Here is a 19,328-nt window from a genome sequence, read left to right as displayed (position 1 = left end):
CTTTACTAAAAAGATATTGTAACTAAGGAGTAAAACACCTTCTTTCTTATTGTTTAAACAGGCTCAAAAATGACCGTAGTAACGTGTTAGTCGAATATTCTGTAATCCTTATATCTCTCTAACAATGTAAGAAACTATCATCTTTCAACTTCGGTCCACTAATCGCACAACTCTCTTTAGACAAAATAAATGACTATTTTCAAAGTACATATTGTCTTCATTCTGACCAAAACCAACCCTATCTAGCTTTTTATTTCCACATAACTTTAAGGCAAAAATAAGCCTTCACAAAGGGATACACTACCTTGGTTAGTATGTATCGTAAAACTTACCTTTATAACCATTCTTTTTTACTAGATATACATGAAAACTATCTCACATATGAAGGTCTGATATCATTCTTTATATCAGTATTTTTTTCGACATTTTTTGTCGAATTGTGTATATTTCCATAGAACTGTGTAAATATACATTTTGTTTTACGTTAAACAATTTTACTTTGAACATAATCCTGTTTGTCTGAGAACGCGTATAGAAACGGAGGGATAACAAAAATAAATAGCTTATAACAAATACTTTTAATATTCCATTTGTTCATGTGGAATAAGTCCCCAATGGACAAATGAATGTTCAGAGGAGGAAAAATGAAAAAACTTTTTAATGTATGTTTAATTGTATTCGTACTATTTTCGCAACTTGCTAGTTTTCCATACAATCAAGTAAGAGCAGAAACGTTAACAGGAGATTCCTTATTTGACACTGTTGAAATGAAAGATGCAACAAATCATATTATTGACGAAGCAAAAAATCCTAACAATTTAATAAAGATAGGATCAACCATTCAAGTAGAATACGCTTGGTCAATAAAGGATCGACAAGTTGCACACGCAAATGATACAGCAGTAGTTCAAATACCACTTGCATTAAAAGTATCTAAAGATTTGCAAGGGGATTTAGTAACAGATCAAAAAAATATTGGTCAATATTTTATAACAGCTAAAGATAATAAATTAAAATTAATATTTAATGATCAAGTAGAAAATTTGAAAGACGCTAAAGGAAAAATTAAAGTTGATACCGTGTTTAACTCAACTTTAAAAACTGGGGAAAAATCAGTTCAAATCGCTTTTCCTTTAGGAACAATGGTTCAGCCTATATCAGTTCCTGTTCAGGTAAAAGACTCTAAAGAAGATGGCACCAAACAGGATACTAATAAACCAGTGCAAGATCCAGTAGCTAAACCTGTTACTGACAATCCGGAGCAAGATCCAACAACTAAAACTGTTACTGATAATCCGGAACAAAACCCAGCAACTAAAACTGTTACCGATAATCCGGAACAAAACCCAGCAACTAAAACTGTTACCGATAATCCGGAACAAAACCCAGCAGCTAAAACTGCCACTGATAATCCGGAACAAAACCCAGCAGCTAAAACTGCCACTGATAATCCGGAACAAAACCTAGCAGCTAAAATTGCTACTGACAATCCAGAACAAAAGCTAGCAAGCGACCCTGCTGAGAATACAAATTCAGGTCCAAAGCAAATAACAACAAACATTTTAACCGGTGTAAAGTTGACGGATAAAGACGGAAAACCATTTACAGAGGATAACCGTCCAAGTACAGATTCCCCTGCCAATATTGAGTTTACATGGGAACTTTTAAAATCAATGAATGTGAAAAATGGAGATTACTATATTTTTGATCTTCCTAAACATTTTAAGATTTACAATACAATTAACAGTCCTTTATATGATAGTGAAAACCATCAAATTGGTAATTTTACTGTTACAAAAGATGGAAAAGTCACGATGACATTCAACGATTATGTTGAAGAGCATCCAGATGTTGCTGGTAACCTACAATTAAAGACAGAATTTAATAGAGCTGAAATTAAAGGTACAACAACACAAGAAATTCCTTTCCCGATTAAAGATAAGGATGTTTCTATTACAGTTGACTTTAAGCCTAATGTACAAACAGCTACGAATAAAAAAGGATTACCTGATAGACCAATTAATACAAATGAAATTAATTGGAAAGTAGAGATGAACAAAACGCAAGACACCCTTAAAAACGCTATTTTTAAAGATAGCATTCCACAAGGTACAAACTTAAATAAAGATTCTATTAAAGTTTATTATTTAGAAGTTGATGTTAATGGGAATGTAACGCGTGGTGCAGAAGCTGAGCCAACAGATTACAATATTATTTCATCAGATGGCTCAAAATTGGAGATTGCTTTTAAAGATTCTATCAATAAAGCATATCAAATCGAATATGCCACAAAAATTACTGATGAAAATATTAAAAGTTTCCGAAATAACGTTACGATAACGAGTGATAATCAAAAGCAACAAAACGCAAGCTCTACTGTAACGGTTTCTCGTGGTACACACTTAAATAAAACAAGTAAATATGATCCAAAGACGCAAACAATTGAGTGGACAATTACTTACAATGGTGATCAAAGAGAGATCAAAAAAGCAGATGCGATTTTAAAAGATATTTTTGACGATACACACGAACTAGATGCAAATTCTATTGTTGTAAAAAACGCTTCATATAATGAAAAAGGAACGCTTGTAACAGGTGACGCTGTTAATAATTACACTGTAAGCAACAAGAAGAATGGATTCGATTTACAGTTTAACAATGATATTAATAGTGCTTATGTGATTACCTATAAAACCAAGCCAACTAATAAAGTTATAGAAGATGGAAAAGTAAAAAATAAAGTTACAGCTGATAATGATTCAAGTAAAGAAAATGAAGCTAGCTTCAAGCAGCAAAATATTATTAAATCTAATAATAAAGCTGAAACAAATTATAAAGACAAAACAACAACTTGGACAATTATAGTAAATAATAACAACTATCCATTAAACAAAGCGATCATTACGGACACCTTTGATCACGGTGGATTACAATTAAAAGATAAAAAACTAGAAATTAAAGACGGAAATTATATCCTTCAAGCTGGGACTGACTATGTTTTAGATGCAACAGATAAAGGCTTTACAATTACTCTTATAGGTACATATCAGTCTAATATGACAAAGACATTAGTCGTAAAATATACGACAGACTTTGATTATACAAAGCTAGAAAGTGGTAAAACTTCATTTAAAAATACAGGTAACCTATCTTGGATAGATACGGATTCTAATCCACAATCAAATAAAGTTGAAGCTAATTTCGATCCTGATACTTTCACAAAGGCAAATGGTTATAAATACGGTTCTTATAACGCCCAAACGAAGGAAATTACTTGGATAATAGGCTTTAACTATAATAACGTTGAGATTAAAGATCCTTACGTTATAGACGTAATACAAGATAAACAAAAGTTAGTTCCTGGATCCATTGAAGTGCGCGACATGATTTTAAATGGAAATCCTGATAATGCACAACCTGGTAATGCTGTACCAACTGAGAAATATGAACTTGAAGAACCTACAGAGAAAAATAAAAACACCCTAAAGGTTCATTTCAAACAATCAATTAATTCACCCTACTATATTATCTTTAAAACAAGCCTTGATGGTGAACTTATCCAAGGTACCTACAAAAATGAGGCAGATTTAAAAGATGGCTCTAAAATTGTAAACACCCTTACAGGTGACACTCAAGTAAATAAAGGTGGCAGCTTTGTTACTAAACAAGCTGTGCAAGATGACAACTATATTAATTGGAGTATCGCAATTAACGAAAGCCAATCAACCATTGCGGATGCGGTTGTAACAGATGACCCAACCGAAAATCAGGTAATTGTGGAAGATTCATTCCACTTATATCCTACAACTGTTGATCCATATGGAAATTTAACAAAAGATAAAGTAAACGAATTAAAAGAAGGAACAGACTATAAACTCAAAATAACAACAGACAATAATACCGGAAAGCAACATTTCGAAATTGCCTTCTTGAAAAAAATTGATCGAGCTTATATTTTAGAATATCGCTCACTTATTAATGCAGACGATAAAGAAAAAGTAAGTAATAAAGCGAAAATCACAGGCAATAAGTTGACAGTTAAAAACACAGAAACTACTGAAACAATTGAAGTGAGAATGTCTTCTGGTTCAGGTGGAGGATCTGCTACCAAAGGTCGTGGAAACCTTGAAATTATAAAGGTAGATAACGACAATAAGAACGTACTATTAGCTGGGGCAGAATTTACTTTATACGATCGTACAGGTAAAACTGTTATCCGTAAAATTACAACAGACAAAGACGGTATCGCTAAATTTAATAATTTAAAACGTGATAAATATTTATTAAAAGAAACAAAGGCTCCTGAAGGCTATGTAATTAGCTGGGATTTAAAACAAGGGAAAATTGTTGAACTTGGTACACAAGAGACTACAACATATAAACTTGCAAATAAGAAATTTGTCGGGAAAGTAGTTTTAACAAAATCTGATGACCTGAACAAAAACGCAACACTACAAGGCGCTATTTTCACACTACTGGATAAAGATAAAAAAGTAATTCCAGAACACAAAGAATTAACAACAAATAATAACGGACAAATTATTATAGATAAACTAAAACCAGGAACTTACTACTTACAAGAAACGAAGGCTCCTGAGCATTATCAATTAGATAGCAAACTTATTCCGTTTACTATCTCTATAGATCAAACAACAGTAGTAAATCTAGCTGCGACAAATAGTTTAACTAAAGGATCTGCTCTTTTAACAAAAGTGGATAATTATAATAAAACTTTAGCAGGGGCAGAGTTTACTGTTCAAGATCGCAACGGAAAAAATATTCCTGGATATGAGAAATTAACAACAAATGAACATGGACAAATCGAAGCAAAAGATTTACGTCCTGGTAAATATCAATTTGTCGAAACAAAAGCTCCTGAGCACTATGAATTAGACAAAACACCTATCCTATTCGAAATAGAAAAAAGCCAAACTACAGCTGCTTCTATTAAAGCAAAAAACACTATAATTAAAGGTGGTGTTACTTTAACAAAAGTTGATGATGTAGATGGCAATACTCTTGAAGGTGCGGTATTCAAAATTGTTAACAACAAGAACGAAGACGTGCGTACAAACTTAAAAACAGAAAAAGATGGAACTTTAACCGTTGAAGATTTAGAGCCTGGTGAGTATCAATTTATTGAAACAACACCACCTAAATACTATGAGTTAAATAAAGAACCAGTTCCATTTACAATTGAAAAAAGTCAAACAAGTATCATTCCAATTACTGCAAAAAACAGTTTAACAACAGGTGCCGTTGAGTTATTAAAAATCGACGAATTTGATAAAAAGACTCCTCTTGCTGGAGCTATATTCAAAATCGTTAATGAAAAAAACGAAGACGTGCGTACGGACTTAACTACCGATAAAAACGGAACTATTAAAGCTTCTGACTTACGTCCAGGCAAATATAAATTTATTGAAACGAAAGCTCCTGAACATTATGAACTGCGATCAACACCAATTGAATTTACAATTGAAAAAGGTCAAAAAACACCGATTGTTATCACAGCTGAAAATAGTCTACTACCAGGCGATGTTGAGCTAATAAAAATCGATGATGTTGATGGCACTCCACTTACAGGTGCCGTATTCAAAATTGTTAATAACAAAAATGAGGATGTCCGTACAGAATTAGTTACGAATCAGGAAGGTAAAATTATTGCTACTGGTTTACGTCCAGGTAACTATAAATTTATCGAAGTAAAAGCTCCGGAGCATTATGCCTTAAATAAAACACCTATTGAATTTACAATTAAGGTAAGTCAAGCAACTGCTATTAACGTTACTGCTACTAACAGCTTAATAAAAGGCGGTATTGAATTAACAAAAGTTGATGATGTAAATGCTAAGGAAACCCTTGAAGGTGCGGTATTTAAAATAATTAATGACAAAGGCGAGGATGTTCGTACGGAACTTACTACCAATAAAGACGGTAAATTAGTAGTACAAGACTTACGTCCGGGTAACTATAAACTTATCGAAACAAAGGCTCCTACTTATTACGATGTAAATGAAGAACCTATTGAATTTACAATTGAAAAGAGCCAACAAAAACTCATCCCTATTACTTTCAAAAATAGTTTAACGAAAGGAAAAGTTAAACTTATTAAAGAAGATGATGTGGAAAGTAGTAAAGCTCTTGCCGACGCTGTATTCACATTGCAAGACACAACTGGCAAAGAAATTATGAAAGATTTAACAACAGATGGTCACGGAGTATTAGTTATTCCTGATTTAGCACCAGGGGATTATCAATTTATCGAAACAAAAGCCCCTGAACATTATAAATTAGACAAAACACCTATTAAGTTCACAATTAAAAAAGGTAGTAAGGAAGATCTTCCTATCCCTGTTACTATAAAAAACAGTTTACTTACAGGTGGCGTCACTTTAACAAAAGTTGATGATGTTGATGGCACTACTCTTGAAGGTGCAGAATTTATAATCGTTGACGCTCATGATACTAAAAAGGTAATTCGCAAAGGTTTAACGACTGATACAAACGGTAAAATTACTGCTTCTGATTTACGTCCTGGAGACTATCAATTTGTTGAAGTGAAAGCTCCAAAAGACTATACCTTAAGCAAAGACCCTATTCCGTTCACTATCGAAAAAAGTCAAAAAGAGAATATTACTGTTACTGCTACTAACAGTTTAAAGAAAGGTGCAGTAACATTAACAAAAATCGATGACATCGATCGTACGATGCTCGAAGGTGCAATCTTTAAGATTGTGGATATGAATGGTAAGGAAGTTCATACGAATCTTGTTACAGATAAAAACGGTAAAATTTCTGTTTCTCATTTACGCCCTGGAGACTATCAGTTCATTGAAACAAAAGCTCCTGAGCACTATGTATTAGATGAAACAACGATTCCATTTACAATTGAAAGAAGTCAAACGAAAGAGATCAATGTTACAAGCAAAAATGCTTTAAAAAACGGTAGCGTTGAACTAACAAAGATTGACGATATTGATATAAATACAAAACTTGCTAATGCCGTATTTAATTTATTAGATGCAGACGGAGAGTTGGTTGAAGAAGGCTTAAAAACAAATGATGAAGGTAAAATTGTTGTTGAAAATCTACGTCCTGGTACGTATCAATTCGTTGAAACAATTGCTCCTGAACATTACGATTTAGATAAAAAACCTATCGTATTTACAATTAAAAAGAGCCAAACTGAAACTCTTCATGTCACTGCTACAAATGCTTTAACAAAGGGTGCAGTTAAACTTTCTAAAACAGATGATGTTGATGGCACTGTTCTTAAAGATGCAGTATTTAAAATTGTTAATATGAATGGTGATGTAGTTCATAAAGACCTTGTTACAAATGAACAAGGAATAATCGAAATTAACGACCTACGTCCTGGTGATTATCAATTCATCGAAACGAAAGCTCCGAAGCATTACGTTTTAGATGAAACACCAATCAAATTCACTATTGAAAAAGGACAGAAGAAAGCTATTTCTTTAACTGCTACAAATAGCTTAAAACAAGGTAGTATCGAATTACTTAAAGTTGATGATTTAAACAATCAAACAAAACTTGCCGATGCGGTATTTAATTTACTAGATCAAGATGGCAAAGTACTTAAAACAGATTTAAAAACAAACAGTGAAGGTAAAATCGTTATCGAAAACTTACGTCCTGGTACGTATCAATTCGTTGAAATAACGGCTCCTGAACACTATGATTTAGACAAAAAACCAATTATATTTACAATTGAAAAAAGCCAAAAAGATATTGCTACCGTTACTATGAAAAATAGTTTAACAAAAGGCGGCGTGGAACTTTCTAAAATGGATGACGTCGATGGCACTACTCTTGAAGGCGCAGTATTTAAAATTGTGGATATGAATGGCACCGTAATTCACAAAGAGCTTGTTACGAATCAACAAGGTAAAATTAGCGTTTCTGACCTACGTCCTGGTGATTATCAATTCATCGAGACAACGGCTCCGAAACACTATGATTTAAACAAAGAGCCAATTCCATTCACAATCACAAAGAGCCAAGCTGATCCTATCTCCGTTACAGCTACAAATAGCTTAACGAAAGGCGCTGTGGAACTTTCTAAAGTGGATGATGTAGATGGTACCGCTCTTAAAGATGCGATATTTAAAATTACTGATATGAATGGTAACGACATTCGCACTGAGCTTACAACAGATGTAGATGGAAAAATTTCTGTTTCTGATTTACGCCCTGGGGACTATCAGTTTATTGAAACGAAAGCTCCTGAACACTATAAATTAGATAGTAAACCTATTAAGTTTACAATTAAGAAAAGCCAAAAAGAAAAGCTCCAAGTTACTGCTACAAATAGCTTAACTGAGGGTTCTGTAGAATTAATAAAAGTGGATGATATAAATCCAGATACAAAACTTTCTGATGCAGTGTTTAACATCATTGATGCGAATGGTAAAATTGTTCGCACGGATTTAACTACTGATAAAGATGGTAAGATTACTGCTACAAACTTACGCCCTGGAGACTATCAATTCATTGAAACGAAAGCTCCGAAAGATTACGATTTAAATAAAACACCTATCAGCTTCACTATCGAGAGAAGTCAACTATCTCCCGTTTCTGTTACTGCTAAGAATGGCCTAACAAAAGGTGGCGTGGAATTAACTAAAGTTGACTCTATAGATAAGAAAGAAATGCTAGAAGGTGCGGTATTTAAAATTACTGATATGAATGGTAACGACATTCGTACGAATTTAGTTACCAATAAAGACGGAAAAATCATCGCGAAAGACTTACAGCCAGGAGACTATCAATTTATTGAAACGAAAGCTCCTAAACATTACGACTTAAATGAAGAACCAATTAAATTCACAATCGAAAGAAGTCAAACAAAGCATGTCTTCGTTACAGCTATTAATAGCTTAACGAAAGGTAGTGTGGAGTTAATTAAAGTTGATGATGTTGAAGAAAACACAACACTTGAAGGTGCAGTATTTAAAATTGTTAACAAGGATGGGCATGACGTCCGTACCGATTTAACTACTGATAAAAACGGCCGTTTAGTCATTGATGAATTACCACCAGGACACTATGAGTTTATCGAAACAAAAGCTCCTGAACACTATGACTTAAACGAAACACCTATTAAGTTCACAGTTAAAAAAGGCCAAGAAAAAATCGCCTCTGTTACTGCTACGAATAGCTTAACTAAGGGCACAGTTGAATTAACTAAAGTTGATGACATCGACGGTACTACTCTTGAAGGGGCTATCTTTAAAATTGTAGATATGGACGGCAAGGATGTTCGTTCAGATTTAACTACTGATAAAGATGGGAAGATTTCTGTTTCTGATTTACGTCCGGGAGATTATCAGTTCATTGAAACGAAAGCTCCCACTGGCTATGATTTAAACGTTAAACCAATTCCTTTCACAATTACGAAAGGACAATCTCAGATTACCTCTGTTACAGCTTTAAATAGTTTAACAACAGGTTCAATTGAGTTAACTAAAGTTGATATTGATCACCACGGAACACTTGAAGGTGCCATTTTCAATATTTTAGACCAAGATGGAAAAGTAGTACGAGTAGGTTTAAAAACAGATGGGCATGGTAAATTAATCGTAAATGATTTGAAACCTGGTAATTATCAACTAGTGGAAACAAAAGCTCCTGAAGGCTATCAATTAGATGCATCACCAATAAGCTTTACTATTGAAAAAGCCCAAGCTTCACCACTACAAATTACAGTTTCAAATAAAAAAATTGAATCTTCTTCAGGTGGAGATGACAAGCCAGTTACTCCTCCAAATAAAGAAGAAAACAAAGGCAATGAGAAATCTGAGAAACACGAAAACGGAACTTCTGAAGAAACATCGAATAAAACAGATAACAAACAGCAAGATGATCAAAATACGGATAAACACCTTCCAAATACAGGTCATAAAGAAGACCCTACACAAACAGTAGGTATCGTTCTTCTACTAGCTGGATTATTAAGTATTTTAGCTACAAAACGCAAAAAAAATTATTAATAATTTTTTCACATCCAATCAATCTCTCAATTGATTGGATGTTTTTTTATACAAAAAGGACGATACATAAAGTATCGTCCTTTTAACGGGGTGAGGCTGCCCAAAAGTACGGAAAACCTTTGAACAGCCTCTTATTTTCATATGGATGCCTTACATATATCACTGATAATAATTATGAAATGCGGAAACATAATTACCATCAACTGATTCAAACATGAGAAATGAAACCCTACAGTGATTCCATTCCTCTACATAATCTAAAGTTTGGGTACACTAGATTCATGCAATGTAGGAGCTTTCAGAGTAGAAAGCGAACCTTCGTTTAAAATGATAGCATACATATCTCCCTCAAAAATATGCAAATATGCATATATCGTTTTTATTTCTCAATGTCAGAATATTGAAAAACAAAAGGCGCGAAGGTAAAATAAAGTCATTATCCGTCTTCTTTTGTCAGTCAGAGAGAATAGAAGAATAGGAGAGGAAAAAATGAGAAAATCATTGAAACAAAAAATAGTAAGCTCTTTGCTTGCTGTATCACTCGCTGTTAGCTTAGCTCCAATCGGGCAAGCGAAAGCGGATTCCACGTCAGAGGTTACACAAACTCCATCTATTACAAAACAGATTGATCCAAACCGCGCGATTGAACATGTTCGTTTCTTGTCTGAAACAATTGGTCCTCGCCCCGGTGGGACAAAATCTGAAGAATGGGCTTCTCGTTACATTGGTATGCAGCTTAAATCAATGGGCTATGACGTAGAATATCAACCATTTCAGGTGCCCGATCAATACGTTGGATTCATTGAATCACCACTATCAACAAAACGTACTTGGCAAGCTGGTGCTTCTCCTAATGCACTAATTTCTACAGAAGCTGTTACAGCTCCCCTTATCTTTGTTCAAGGTGGGACAAAATTAGAAGATATTCCAAATGAAGTAAACGGTAAAATTGTTTTATTTGAAAGAGGAACGACAGTTACAGACTATAATAAACAAGTTGAAAATGCTATTAGCAAAGGTGCAAAAGGTGTTCTTTTATACAGTTTAATTGGCGGACGCGGAAATTATGGACAAACCTTCAATCCCCGCCTAACGAAAAAGCAATCTATCCCTGTCTTTGGTCTTGCTTATGCACAAGGAAATGCATTTAAAGAAGAAATCGCTAAAAAAGGGACAACAATTCTTTCCCTAAAAGCGAGACATGAATCTAAATTAACATCTCTAAATGTTATCGCCAAAAAGAAACCAAAAAAGAGTACAGGTAATGAAAAAGCAGTCGTTGTAAGCTCGCACTATGATAGTGTTGTCGGAGCACCTGGCGCAAATGATAATGCTTCTGGAACTGGATTAGTATTAGAACTAGCTCGTGCTTTTCAAAATGTAGAAACTGATAAAGAAATTCGCTTTATTACCTTTGGTTCTGAAGAAACTGGATTACTTGGTTCGGATTATTACGTGAATAGTCTATCCCCAAAAGAACGCGACCGTATTTTAGGTGTCTTTAACGCCGACATGGTTGCAACAAATTATGATAAAGCAAAGAATTTATACGCTATGACACCTGATGGCTCTACAAACTTTGTAACAGACGCTGCCTTGCAAGCAGGTAAACAACTAAATAATGAACTCGTCCTACAAGGTAAATTCGGTTCTAGTGATCATGTTCCATTTGCTGAAGCTGGTATTCCTGCTGCTCTATTCATTTGGATGGGTGTCGATAGTTGGAATCCATTAATCTATCATATTGAGAAGGTATACCATACACCTCAAGATAACGTATTAGAAAACATTTCGCCTGAACGAATGAGAATGGCATTAGACGTTATCGGAACAGGAGTTTATAACTCACTTCAAAAACCTGTTCCTCAAACTGAACAGAAAGCTGCTTAATCATTTAAAAGACCACTGATTTTATCAGTGGTCTTTTATTGAGAAAAAATATATATGCATAAAAGCATATTTTATCCTACCCATTATCGTATACAATATTAATTGTAACAAAAACGATTACAACTAATAAGGAGGCTTTTTCTATTATGAAAAAAATGATTTTAGCAGGTGCATTAACTTTAGCAGGAATTACTGGAGCTACTGCGTTTATCCCTGAAACAAAAGTCGCTGCTGCCGCTCAAGAACAAAGCTTTACAAAATTTTATTCTTTGCAAACTGGAGGTAGTTCTGAACAAGAACCTATTTTCCTTCAAAAAGGACAAGAACTAACAATTCATCCTAACAGCAAAACTCCTAGTTACAGTGTTTATGACTCAAATCATAACCTTATTGGACGTTATTCTGATGGTTACGGCCGAATTTTCACTGCAAAAACAGATGGAAATATGTATGTTCAATTTCATGCACCTTACGTTTACTATAGTCCTGTTAGTTTTTCTGTTACTTATACTATTCAATAGAAAAGAGGTCCTTTATAGGACCCCTTTTATTTCTCTTCCCAATTCACTTTTACAAATCCATCTTTTACTTTTAATCCGCTTATATTCAATACATATTCTTCATTTGCTTTTAAAGTAACTGTAAAAGTACCTTTTTTCGATTCACAAATTTCCTTTAACTCTTTTATACCTTCTCCTTGTCTTTCATACACACTAAAACATAAGTTCCCTCGTTTTGCATCTGTCTCATAAGAAAATGTCACTTCTGTATTCTTTTCATATTGAAATTTAATATCCTTACCGGCAATATCCCATGATGAGAATTTTGCCTCGTAACTTGTTTTCCCTTGCTTCTCATTTTCTAAATATATATCTCCTGCTCTCCACGCATCATCTAACGTTTGTGCAAAAGTAAAACCACTAAGTAATACAAACATTGTACTTGCCAATATCGCAACTAATGTTACTTTCTGTTTTTTAACAAAATTCACCTTACATTCTCCTTCAACCTTCTTTTTACTTCTTCTTACCATATATAATAAAAATCCAATAAAGAATGGCAATATAACTGCTAAAATACTCCATCCTTTGCTCATTTGATGTGCTTTAGCATCTGTATATACCCATGATGCAACACATATTAAAAGTGCTATAAAAGCCAAAAACATTGTAATTCCAGCTATCTCAAATACTACAAATGGATTAGCGAACTCTATCATGTAATTTATACTCCTTCTTTAAAAATGACTGTATTACAACATATATCGGAATGTATACGTGCATCATAATCACACTTGCTATCAGCATAGGAATTTTATGATCCAAATGAGTGATAAATTGTTCTATAACAATTGTTAACAAAACAATCCAAATGGCATGAATACTAATTAGCCACCTCTTCTCTAACTTCTGAGCCTTTCGCACACCCTGCTTCGTGTTATTGATTAGCTCTTCGCTTGGAATTATCTCTCCTGCTAAACTGCTCTTTATTTTCTGTTCAAGTTTATCTTCCCTCATGAACGAACCCCTCCAAATGTTCTCGCATTTTCTTTTTCCCATAATTAAGCCGATACTTTACCGTACCAATTGGTATATTTAATATTTCACTCATTTCCTTGTAAGAATATTGTTCATAGTAATAGAGTACGAGTACCGTTTTATATTTTTCATTTAATAACTGTATAACTTCCCGTATCATTTCGGCTTCTACCTTTTGAATGATTTCCTCTGATATATTCACATCATCTACAAACTCTACTTCTCCACCACCTTCTTTATGAAATAAATCTAATACGCGATTTTTCCATCTTTTCTTCTTGCGGTAAAAGTCATAAAATGTACGAACGCAAATTGTAGTAATCCACTTTTTATAATTATCCACATAAGAAAGTTGGTGCCTTGATGAAAAAACCTTTATCCACGTCTCTTGAAAAATATCTTCCGCATCTTCTTTCGTTTTCGCTAATTTATAGCATAAGGAATATATTTGCTTCTTATATATATCAATTAATTCTTCTATCTTTTCTTCCATCATAAGCCTCCTAACATTTACATAAGACGACGCAAATTCCCCTTTTGTTTGATAAAATTTTATTTTTTTTATTATCTCCACATAAAAAGGCAATCACAACATCGTGTGATTGCCTTTTATTTAAAAACGAAAGCCCGCTTCCGCTTTTCTTCATTACATTTTTTCTGGTGCAGATACTCCTACGATTGCTAATGCATTTTGAAGTGTAGTGCGTACTGCTTTCATTAACTCGTAACGAGCTTTACTTAATTCTAAGTTATCTTGGTTTAATACTTTTTCCGCATTGTAGAAGCTGTGTAATGTTGCTGCTAATTCAAATGCATAGTTTGTAATACGGTGTGGCAGACGTTTTTGTGCTGCATCCGCAACTACAGCTGGGAATTCACCAAGTTTTTTCAGTAACTCTACTTCTTTCTCAGAAGTAACAAGTTTATAGTTCACATCTCCATCTGCAGCTAATCCTAATTCTTCGCCTTGACGAAGGATACTGCATACGCGAGCATGAGCATATTGTGCATAGTATACTGGGTTTTCATTAGATTTTGATACCGCTAAGTCCATATCAAAGTCTAAATGAGAGTCACCGCTACGCATTGCGAAGAAGTAACGCATTGCGTCCACGCCTACTTCTTCCATAAGCTCACGAAGTGTAACTGCTTTACCCGTACGCTTACTCATCTTCATTTTTTCACCGTTTTGATACAGTTGTACCATTTGGATGATTTCTACTTCAAGCGTGTCTTTATCGTAACCAAGTGCTTGAATAGCAGCCTTCATACGAGGAATGTAACCGTGGTGGTCAGCACCCCAAATGTTGATTAACTTATCAAAACCACGCTCTAATTTATCACGGTGATAAGCGATATCTGGCGTTAAGTATGTGTAAGAACCATCGTTTTTAATTAATACACGGTTTTTATCGTCACCGTAAGTCATTGAACGGAACCAAGTTGCTCCATCTTCTTCAAAGATCTCTTCGCGCTCTTTTAATACGGCAAGAGCTTGATCAATTTTTCCGTTTTTGTATAGTGATGTTTCTGAGAACCATACATCAAATTTAACACGGAAGCTTTCTAAGTCTTTTTGAAGTTTTGCTAATTCATATTTTAAACCGTACTCACGGTAGAATTCATAGCTTTCTTTTTCATCAGCTTTCGCATAACGATCGCCGAATTCTTCAGCTAAACGTTTACCGATTCCAATGATATCCGCACCATGGTAACCGTCTTCTGGCATTTCTTTATCTAAGCCTAAAGCTTGCATGTAACGAGCTTCAACAGAAAGAGCTAAGTTATGAATTTGGTTACCAGCATCATTAATGTAGTACTCACGAGATACATCATAGCCTGCTTTTGCTAATAGGTTACATAAAGTGTCACCTACTGCCGCACCACGTGCATGTCCTAAGTGAAGGTCACCTGTTGGATTCGCAGATACGAACTCAACTTGTACTTTTTCACCTTTACCAGTATTCGTTTCACCGTAAGCTTCACCAGCGTTTACGATTGTTGGAATTAAATCTGTTAAATAGCTATTATCCATATAGAAGTTAATAAAACCAGGACCAGCGATTTCGATTTTTTCAATAGAAGCTTTTGCTTTATCAAAGTTTGCAACTAGTTCTTCTGCAATCATTCGAGGTGCTTTTTTTGCAACGCGTGCAAGTTGCATTGCCATATTTGTAGAGAAGTCACCATTTGTTTTATCTTTTGGAGATTCTAATACAACGTTTGGAATCTGTTCTTCTGTCGCTAATTCTGCCTTTAATACAGCAGCCTGAATTTCTTCTTTAATCAATCCTTTTACCTGTTCTAAGGAATTCATTATTTTGCCTCCTTCAAATTAATTGTAATAGTATATCTGCCAGCTTCTTGTTCACTTAGAAGCAATGCGTAAGTTAAGAAGAGTTGTCCTTTTTTCTTTTCATCCGACCATTTAAAAAGAACGTTATCAGTCTTTGTTTGCAATGCAAACGTACCAAGTTCACTCGTATACGTACCAGTTGTCCATTCACCTTTCACATGCGTCTGACGCATAGAAACAGCACCTGAACGCATAATGAGAACTTGTTCATCTTGAATTTTAATAATTGTTTTCACTTCGCCTTGTTCGTTCGGCTCCTGGAATGTTACATATGTACCTTGACCTTTTACATAGTATTGACCATTTGCTTCAAAAGCAACGGTTTCCTTCCTCGCCCCTTCACGGATTTCTGTTACGAAATGAACGTGTACCGGCAAGCCTGCAAGTTGTTTCTCCACGTCTTGCACACCTTTCAAATGTTATAGATATTAAATACTACTTATAATAAATCACTTTTCCTATCATATCAAAAAAAGACTCTGTCTGTCTGCTGAAAAATCAGGAAAACTCCATTTCAAAAAATAATTCACTTATACTTTATTTCATATGATAAAATGTTTTTTAAATCTAAATATTCTTTTAATTATAGAGGTGAATTTAGTGATACCAACAAAATTAATAAAAGGCGATGAAATACGAGTGATTTCCCCATCGTGTAGTTTAAGTATTGTTTCAAATGAAAATAGAAAACTTGCTATAAAAAGATTAACTGACATGGGCTTTCAAGTTACATTCTCAAAATATGCCGATGAGATAGATCGATTTGCTTCCTCTTCTACTTCTTCCCGCATTCAAGACCTCCATGAAGCATTTGGAGATCCTAATGTAAAAGCTATTTTGACTACACTTGGCGGATACAACTCAAATGGTTTATTAAAACATCTCGATTACGATTTAATTCGTGAAAACCCGAAATTTTTCTGTGGTTATTCTGATATTACTGCCTTAAATAATGCAATTTACGCAAAAACAGGACTTGTTACATATTCAGGACCCCATTTCTCTTCATTTGGAATGGAGAAAGGACTCGAGTATACAGCCGATTACTTTTTACAATGCTTAACCGCTAATGAGTCTATTGAAATCGTTCCGGCTGAAACGTGGAGCGATGATTCTTGGTATATAGATCAGGAAAATCGAGAATTTATTAAAAATGAAGGATACGTTTCAATTCATGAAGGAGAAGCTACGGGAGATATTATCGGTGGCAATATGAGCACATTTAACTTACTGCAAGGTACACCATATATACCAAATTTAAAGGACAAAATTTTATTTATTGAAGAAGATAGTTTAACTGGAACATCTACTCTTAAAACTTTTGATCGTTATTTACATTCCCTTATGCAGCAGCAAGATTTTGAATACATAAAGGGAATCGTTATAGGAAAGATGCAAAAAGGTGCAGAATGTACGATAGAAGACATTCAAGAAATGATTGCTTCAAAACCTGAACTTGCACATATTCCTATCATTGCAAACGCAAGTTTCGGGCATACAACTCCGATTTTCACTTTCCCAATTGGTGGAAGTGCAAAAATTATTTCTAACAAAGAAAAGACATCTATCACTATTTTAACGCACTAAAGAAGGAGCGAATGAGTCGCTCCTTTTATGGTTTTTCTATTTTTTCCAACGCTTTTTGCGGTATTGACTCTTTCGTTATTTCAGCCCATCCTTTTCCTTGCATACCTTTTGCATAAATTTTTATAAAAGCACCTGCATGCAATTCACGATTTACCATTCTTTTAATAATTTGTTGCTTTCCGTCCTCTGTATACCCTTTAAATGTATACAAATATTCACCGTCTTTTTTCTCACCTTTATCTACAACCGCATAATAATCTTGTATTTCTTTATTTGAAAAGAAGTTGTCTACAAAAGCATGTACACCTTCTGTTTTTGTGTTTAAATAATACGCTGTTCCACCTAGAATAATGGCGAATACAGCTAAAACTTTAATTACCAATTTCATACATGAACCTCCTGTTTGCACTTCTTTCTCGCTAGTATTATATCTATACTTGTATTATACGGAAAAGAGCATACTATACTCTATCTAAAAGTCTTACACTTTCCTTACATTATTGTAAGGGATTTTTTCTTACAGCAAGTTCTCAAGAAAAAATTTTTCCGTTTCATACACTTTTATATTATTATTGAATGATACGAATTTTTATTACAAAAATCAAAGGAGACAGTTTTCAAATGGCTATCTTGCAAGGTTTAGCACTATTACTCGTTGTACTTTGTCTATTTACACTTTTCAGTTACCGCGCGCCTTACGGAATGAAGGCAATGGGCGCTTTAGCTAATGCAGCAATTGCAAGTTTTCTTATTGAAGCATTTCACCGTTATATAGGTGGAGAAATGTTTCATAATGACTTTTTACAATCAGTAGGAGAAGCTTCCGGTAGTATGAGCGGTGTCGCAGCAGCGATTTTAGTCGCATTAGCAATCGGTGTTTCCCCCGTATACGCTGTTTTAATTGGTATCGCTACTAGTGGATTCGGTATTTTACCAGGATTTTTCGCTGGATACGTTTGTGCCTTCGTCGTGAAATTTCTCGAAAAGAAATTACCAGCTGGTGTGGAATTTTTAGCAATCCTATTTATCGCTGCACCAATCTCACGCGGAATGGCAATGCTTATGGATCCGCTCGTTAACGCAACACTCGGTAAAATCGGTTCTATGATTTCAGTTGCAACTACAGAAAGTCCTATCATTATGGGTATTATGCTTGGTGGATTAATAACAGTTATTTCTACCTCTCCACTGAGTTCTATGGCACTAACTGCAATGCTTGGATTAACAGGTTTACCAATGGCAATTGCTAGTCTGGCCGTTGCAGCCTCAGCCCCGATGAACTTTATTTTCTTTAAACGATTAAAAATTTGTTCAAAGAAAGATACAATTGCTGTAGCAATCGAGCCTTTAACACAAGCCGATGTTGTCTCAGCAAATCCAATTCCAATCTATATGACAAATTTCGTTGGCGGTGCACTTGCTGGTATTATTACATCGCTATTCCAGCTTGTTAATAATGCACCTGGAACAGCATCACCAATTCCAGGTCTTCTTGTCCTATTCGGATTTAATGACGTTATAAAAGTAACGATTGCTGCCGTACTATGCGGAATCGTTACCACTATTGTCGGATACATCGGATCTATTGTTTTCCGTAAATATCCGATCCGCTCTGCTGATGAAATTCGCGGCATTGCTTCAGAAGAGAAAGTTGCATAAGAAAAAGAGCTATTCCCATCATTTGAGAATAGCTCTTTTTTATGTTGCATAACGGTAAATGAAATTATATAGGCGATTTTTTAAATATATCGGCGCAACTCGAATTATATCAGCGATTTTTTAAATATATCGACTTACCGACACATAACGACAAAATAAAAGCCCTCTAATCTGAAGTGACCCCCGAAAGTTAGACAGGTCGTTTCATTAGGCAGCCTCTAGGGTATGAGCCCGGTATTGTACTGGGCTCATACCCTTTAATTTTGCCTTAATTCTTTTATG

The 19,328-nt window shown here is 34.6% G+C and carries 11 protein-coding genes; 5 read left to right on the top strand and 6 right to left on the bottom strand.

All coding sequences use genetic code 11. The features are described 5' to 3' along the window. The first annotated feature begins 644 nt into the window (after window positions 1-644). From MR143_RS28580 to MR143_RS28570, 3 genes are all read left to right on the top strand, one after another. Window positions 645-10,016, top strand: a complete 9,372-nt coding sequence (locus MR143_RS28580; RefSeq protein ID WP_199717917.1) for a SpaA isopeptide-forming pilin-related protein — start codon at window positions 645-647, stop codon at window positions 10,014-10,016. A gap of 489 nt (window positions 10,017-10,505) precedes the next feature. Beyond that, window positions 10,506-11,906 (top strand): M28 family metallopeptidase, encoded by a 1,401-nt coding sequence (locus MR143_RS28575; RefSeq protein WP_001232221.1) that lies wholly within the window; start codon window positions 10,506-10,508, stop codon window positions 11,904-11,906. Window positions 11,907-12,052: 146 nt separating this feature from the next. Next, window positions 12,053-12,427 (top strand): hypothetical protein, encoded by a 375-nt coding sequence (locus MR143_RS28570; protein WP_000738221.1) that lies wholly within the window; start codon window positions 12,053-12,055, stop codon window positions 12,425-12,427. 26 nt (window positions 12,428-12,453) lie between these two features. Here the strand turns inward: MR143_RS28570 and MR143_RS28565 are convergent, their stop codons facing one another. The 5 genes from MR143_RS28565 to MR143_RS28545 all read right to left on the bottom strand — a co-directional run bounded on the left by MR143_RS28565 (window position 12,454) and on the right by MR143_RS28545 (window position 16,198). Next, complete coding sequence (locus MR143_RS28565) at window positions 12,454-13,125, bottom strand: anti-sigma factor (RefSeq protein ID WP_199717912.1); 672 nt, start codon at window positions 13,123-13,125, stop codon at window positions 12,454-12,456. Further along, window positions 13,109-13,423, bottom strand: coding sequence for a hypothetical protein (locus tag MR143_RS28560; protein WP_001206381.1), 315 nt, complete (start codon window positions 13,421-13,423; stop codon window positions 13,109-13,111). Before MR143_RS28560 ends, MR143_RS28565 begins: the two co-directional genes overlap by 17 nt. Then, window positions 13,410-13,937, bottom strand: a complete 528-nt coding sequence (locus MR143_RS28555) for an RNA polymerase sigma factor (protein ID WP_002164261.1) — start codon at window positions 13,935-13,937, stop codon at window positions 13,410-13,412. Before MR143_RS28555 ends, MR143_RS28560 begins: the two co-directional genes overlap by 14 nt. A 153-nt stretch (window positions 13,938-14,090) precedes the next feature. Further along, on the bottom strand, window positions 14,091-15,761 hold the full coding sequence (gene argS / locus MR143_RS28550; protein WP_001086444.1) for an arginine--tRNA ligase: 1,671 nt from the start codon (window positions 15,759-15,761) through the stop codon (window positions 14,091-14,093). Further along, the gene (locus tag MR143_RS28545; protein WP_000414867.1) at window positions 15,761-16,198 is read right to left on the bottom strand and encodes a YwiB family protein; all 438 of its coding nucleotides are present in this window, start codon (window positions 16,196-16,198) and stop codon (window positions 15,761-15,763) included. Before MR143_RS28545 ends, argS begins: the two co-directional genes overlap by 1 nt. Before the next feature lie 202 nt (window positions 16,199-16,400). Between MR143_RS28545 and MR143_RS28540 the strand changes: the two genes are divergently transcribed. Then, window positions 16,401-17,387: a S66 family peptidase gene (locus MR143_RS28540; protein ID WP_000613222.1), complete on the top strand. Its 987-nt coding sequence runs from the start codon at window positions 16,401-16,403 to the stop codon at window positions 17,385-17,387. A gap of 25 nt (window positions 17,388-17,412) precedes the next feature. Here the strand turns inward: MR143_RS28540 and MR143_RS28535 are convergent, their stop codons facing one another. Then, window positions 17,413-17,775 (bottom strand): YxeA family protein, encoded by a 363-nt coding sequence (locus MR143_RS28535; RefSeq protein WP_000779931.1) that lies wholly within the window; start codon window positions 17,773-17,775, stop codon window positions 17,413-17,415. A gap of 233 nt (window positions 17,776-18,008) precedes the next feature. Here MR143_RS28535 and MR143_RS28530 point away from each other — a divergent pair, with 233 nt between their 5' ends. Further along, on the top strand, window positions 18,009-19,046 hold the full coding sequence (locus tag MR143_RS28530) for a PTS sugar transporter subunit IIC (protein WP_000996307.1): 1,038 nt from the start codon (window positions 18,009-18,011) through the stop codon (window positions 19,044-19,046). Window positions 19,047-19,328 lie beyond the last annotated feature (282 nt).

The organism is Bacillus cereus group sp. BfR-BA-01347 (assembly GCF_022663835.1).
Lineage (GTDB): Bacteria > Bacillota > Bacilli > Bacillales > Bacillaceae_G > Bacillus_A > Bacillus_A thuringiensis_K.
The sequence above is the reverse complement of the archived record's forward strand: the minus strand, read 5'-3'. Positions and strand labels throughout refer to the sequence as shown.

Excerpts from the sequence above, each read along its gene's own strand:
- argS (WP_001086444.1), bottom strand. The coding sequence starts at position 15,761 with ATGAATTCCTTAGAACAGGTAAAAGGATTGATTAAAGAAGAAATTCAG.
- MR143_RS28530 (WP_000996307.1), top strand. The coding sequence starts at position 18,009 with ATGGCTATCTTGCAAGGTTTAGCACTATTACTCGTTGTACTTTGTCTA.
- MR143_RS28580 (WP_199717917.1), top strand. The coding sequence starts at position 645 with ATGAAAAAACTTTTTAATGTATGTTTAATTGTATTCGTACTATTTTCG.
- MR143_RS28555 (WP_002164261.1), bottom strand. The coding sequence starts at position 13,937 with ATGGAAGAAAAGATAGAAGAATTAATTGATATATATAAGAAGCAAATA.
- MR143_RS28570 (WP_000738221.1), top strand. The coding sequence starts at position 12,053 with ATGAAAAAAATGATTTTAGCAGGTGCATTAACTTTAGCAGGAATTACT.
- MR143_RS28560 (WP_001206381.1), bottom strand. The coding sequence starts at position 13,423 with ATGAGGGAAGATAAACTTGAACAGAAAATAAAGAGCAGTTTAGCAGGA.
- MR143_RS28535 (WP_000779931.1), bottom strand. The coding sequence starts at position 17,775 with ATGAAATTGGTAATTAAAGTTTTAGCTGTATTCGCCATTATTCTAGGT.
- MR143_RS28575 (WP_001232221.1), top strand. The coding sequence starts at position 10,506 with ATGAGAAAATCATTGAAACAAAAAATAGTAAGCTCTTTGCTTGCTGTA.
- MR143_RS28565 (WP_199717912.1), bottom strand. The coding sequence starts at position 13,125 with ATGATAGAGTTCGCTAATCCATTTGTAGTATTTGAGATAGCTGGAATT.